This window comes from Haladaptatus ordinarius, assembly GCF_054177595.1.
In genome coordinates, this window is the sequence record NZ_JBPEHH010000195.1 from 1 (window position 1) to 4,125 (window position 4,125).

At 56.9% G+C, this 4,125-nt stretch carries 2 protein-coding genes; one reads left to right on the forward strand and one right to left on the reverse strand.

All coding sequences use genetic code 11. The annotated features are described in order from the left end of the window. Positions 1-138 precede the first annotated feature (138 nt). Positions 139-3,507: a PAS domain S-box protein gene (locus ACR3FF_RS26010; RefSeq protein ID WP_458190993.1), complete on the reverse strand. Its 3,369-nt coding sequence runs from the start codon at positions 3,505-3,507 to the stop codon at positions 139-141. Positions 3,508-3,735: 228 nt separating this feature from the next. Between ACR3FF_RS26010 and ACR3FF_RS26015 the strand changes: the two genes are divergently transcribed. Further along, entirely contained in the window at positions 3,736-4,023 is a 288-nt protein-coding gene (locus ACR3FF_RS26015; RefSeq protein WP_458190994.1) for a DUF7344 domain-containing protein, read from the forward strand. Positions 4,024-4,125: the final 102 nt, after the last annotated feature.

The following is a 4,125-nucleotide window of genomic DNA, read 5'->3' on the forward strand; positions in this document are numbered from 1 at the left end:
AATTGTATTGACCTCTGGTGATTTTCTCATCCAATGGCAACGCGAGTGTTCAGTCAAAAGAGTAATGCAGTCGGCCGACCGTTACTTCACTCGCAGAATTTCCATACGTGAATACAAAGCGCGCACTGGCCGAGGCGATTATGCCGAAGTCTCGGACAAGAGTACCGATTTAAACACCTTCTGTTCGGCTTTCCGGAGGTGCTGGTGAAATGTCGGCGCTGAAACGCCGAGCAAAGCGGAAACCTCCTCCCCCGTCGATTCTCGGGGCCACTCAAAAAAGCCGGCGTGGAAGGCAGTTTCGAGGGCGGAACGCTGTCGTGACGTGAGGTCAGACATCAATTCGGGAACCATGGGTTGGCTATGGTCACGGATCGATCGTTGGCGGCGCTTCATGAGGTTCGCATTGGGATATTCCTCGTTTATTCGATCGATTACTTGCCGAACGTCCACGTTCGGGGAGAGATGGACCGTCAGGCGATAGTCGCCGTCTTCAATCACAGCCTCGGGAACGGTGCCACCCAGCGAGGCGATGACGGACAGAACCGGCGACTCGGAGACCCGGAGCTCGAAAATCGTCTCATCGCCGACGTCGCGAAAGGTTACGTCCTCGTAAAACGGGACCGTTTCGACCATCATCTCCATTGTTTCAACATCCGACGGCGTTGTCCGGCCAAAGAGGATGTACTTGTCCTCGTCGAGTGGGACCGTGTGTTCGAGTTGGATGAAGTCGTTCACGACCGCGTCAATGCCAAGCGACTCGAAGACGTTTTCAATCCGGAACTCGAGTTCGACGACTTCATCATTTAGGAGCGCGCGCTTCCGTTCGACGGCGGCGATGGCGTGACCGACGATTTCCCCGAGCTGGACAACCACGTCACGCTCCTGTCCCTTGAATGCGTTCGGGCGCTCGGCGTAGACGTTCAACACACCGTAGGTTGTTTTCTCGTGCACGATCGGGATGGCGGCCGATGAACGGAAGCCATACTCTTCAGCTGTGCTGCGCCAGTGGTCATAGCGGTCGTCAGCTGCGAGGTTTCGCATCGTCTGCACCTCGCCGGTGCGGAAGGCTCGTCCCGTCGGTCCCTCGCTCCGTTCGTCGTCCGGGTCGACGGTGATGGTGATGTCGTCGAGGTACCCCTTGACTCCCGCCTCAGTCCGGACATCCATGGTCTTCGTGGCGGCGTTAACGTCGCCGATCCAGGCAAACGAATACGAGTCCGTGGCCGCGAGGCGTTCGCAGACGGTCGCTTCAATCTCTTCGCGAGTGGACTGAGCGATTACGGCGTCGGTGATGTCACGGACGACCTCGGTGATCGTGTAGAGGGCGGCCAACCGTTCGCGTTGTTGTTCGAGATGGCGCTCGCGCTCTTTCCGCTCAGTGATATCCTGCGACATCGCCGTGGCGGCGAAGACATTGCCGTCGTCGTCGCGAACTGGGACGAAGTGGAATTGGTAAATCCGGTCGTCGATCGTATCCTCTAACTGGGAGTGTTTCCCATCGAGTGCAGCCTCGTAGCGCGGGAGGACGACATCCGAGATCTGGGGCGGCATCACTTCATCTACTCGCCTTCCCTCGATATCCGCTCTCGTCAAATCTGCATCTCCCTCCACCGTACCGGCGAACGTAACATAGCGGAGATTAACGTCGACGAGCGCGGCGGCCCCGGCGGGATAATTTTCTACCAGCGTCTCAAGCTGGCGTCGGTACTCCTCGAGTTGCCGCTCGCGGGCGACTCGTTCGCTGACGTCTCGGACCACGCCGACTTTCTGCTGTTTCTCGCCAGCTAACCCCCGGAACCTACTTTCTGCACGGAGTGTCGTCCCGTCCGCCCGGTGAATATCTGCCTCAATGACGCCTGTTTTGGCCTCGCCCGCGAGCATTGCCTCGACTCGCCTGGCCGATTCAGCAGAGACGTCATCATCGACCACAATCGAGCAGTGCTCACCGAGCAGTTCCTCGCGGTCGTAACCGGTCATCTCGACGTACGCGTCATTGACCGTTACGAACTGGAACTGCTCGTCGAGGACGTACACGCCGTCCTGCATCGTCTCGACGATGGTCTCGTACTGTTCGAGTTGGCGTTCGTGTTCCTTGCGATCGGTGATATTATTGAAGTAGACCGAAAGGCCCGTCTGCGATGGGTAGACATGATATTCAAACCACGTGTTGCGTGGCTCGTAGAACTCCTCGAACGAGAGCGGTTGCTGGGTGTCCAGGGCCTCTTCGAAGCCTTCTTGTGCTTTTGGTCCAGGTTCAAACGCGTCCCAGATGTATTCCCCGACGAGTTCGGCCGCTGGACGGTCGAGGAACTCGCTCGCACATCGGTTGACATACGTGAACCGGAGGTTGTCGTCGAGCGCGAAGAACCCGTCGTTGACCCGCTCGAACACGTCCTCGAGTTCGCTTTCGAGATTACCGCGCTGGCGTTCGAGCCGGTGAGTCTGCTCTTTGAACTGTGTAATATCCGTACCTGCGGCGATAATCTGGTCAATTTCACCCTCTGAGCCTTCCAGCGGCACGGTATTCCCCGACAACCAGCGACGATTACCGTCCGTATATTCAACCTGACACTCCCAGTTGAATACTGGCTCACCAGTTTCCAGTACCTGTGCGTACGGTCGCTCGTCCGGAGGTACCGGATTATCGTCAACGTCGTAGATTTGGCGCTCTCCGGCCCCGTATCCGTCGGCTTCGTCTTCGGCGATGCCCAGTATCTCAGTGGCCCGCTCGTTGGCCTGGATGACGTCTCCGGTAGTCGAGAGTAGTCCAATACCGACTGGAACGGTTTCCAAGATCTGCTTGACGAGGTCTCGCTCATAGCTGAGTTCCTGTTCATGCTCCTTTCGGTCCGTCATGTCACGTGTAACCTTCGCGAATCCCTCCAGGTCGCCATCGTCGTCGCGGATAGCTGTGATGGTGACATTCGCCCAGAAGCGTGACCCGTCGGCGCGAATGCGCCACCCCTCGTCTTCCACTGAGCCCTCTCGAGCAGCGGTTTCCAAATTGTGTGCCGGAATGCCTGCCGCCTGGTCGTCGTCCGTGTAGAACGTCGAGAAGTGCGTACCCAGAATCTCATCGCCATCGTAGCCCTTGATCTGTCCAGCCCCTGGATTCCACGTCTGGACGTGACCCTCCGGGTCGAGCATGAATATGGCATACTCTTCGACCGCGTCGACAAGGGACTTGAACTGCTTACGATCCGTCTGATGGGCGCTCTTCTCCCGTTTTCGGTCGGGTACGTCGTCGATCAGGGACTCGGCTGCCGCCTCCCCGTTAGAGCTGGTGCGGTCGCGTTCCTTGCTTGGTTGCCACCACACACGTCCGTTTCCACCGACTTTCTTGGTATCGAGTCGACCTTTATCGACAAGACGCTCCAATCGTTCGTACGTGCTTCGTCGGCCAAGGTCGAGGCGGTCCGCTACCTCGGTCGTCGTCCGCGGATCTCCGCCATCCTCGAAGAGCGCGAGTGTTTCGCGAAGCGCCTCGGTTAATGAGCTGCTGGTCATTGCGATGTTCATAGACAATTTACCCTTATCAACACTCCGCTGTTGGAGGGTGTTTTGATCAAAAGAGAACTAACCGTATTCTGAATCAAGATAGTGGGAACAACTCGAAGTGGTATGTGTTTGGCTCATCCGAAATCCCAAGAACTACCTAACAATATTGGAAATGACATTACGAGTAACATGCTTCATTGGAAGGTTACACCAGCCGTCCCCGGTTGGAAGCAAGGGATGAGAGCATACGCGGAACGCGAGCAATTGACCCACAGCAAATACTTCCAATTACTCTCGGTAAACCGACGGAGAGTGACGCTCGAGGTTCTCCCGGGACGGACTGCCCCTGTCGAACTCGATGCCCTGGCGGCTGCTGTCGCTGCCCGAGAAAAGGACGGAGATGCGGTTACCGAAAAGAAGGTGCACGAGGTTTCATCCACACTCCACCACGTTCATTTTCCGAAGATGGCTGATTTCAGTGTGGTGGATTACGACTTAGACGCATGTCCATTGGTGTTCGGTTAAGCACTGGATCGCCTCATGAAGGCTTCAGCTACTCGTTCGCTGAGTAAGAGGCGTGATTTCTCTGGTTGGCGGGCGTCACGAAACAGCAACTCCGACAAGTTC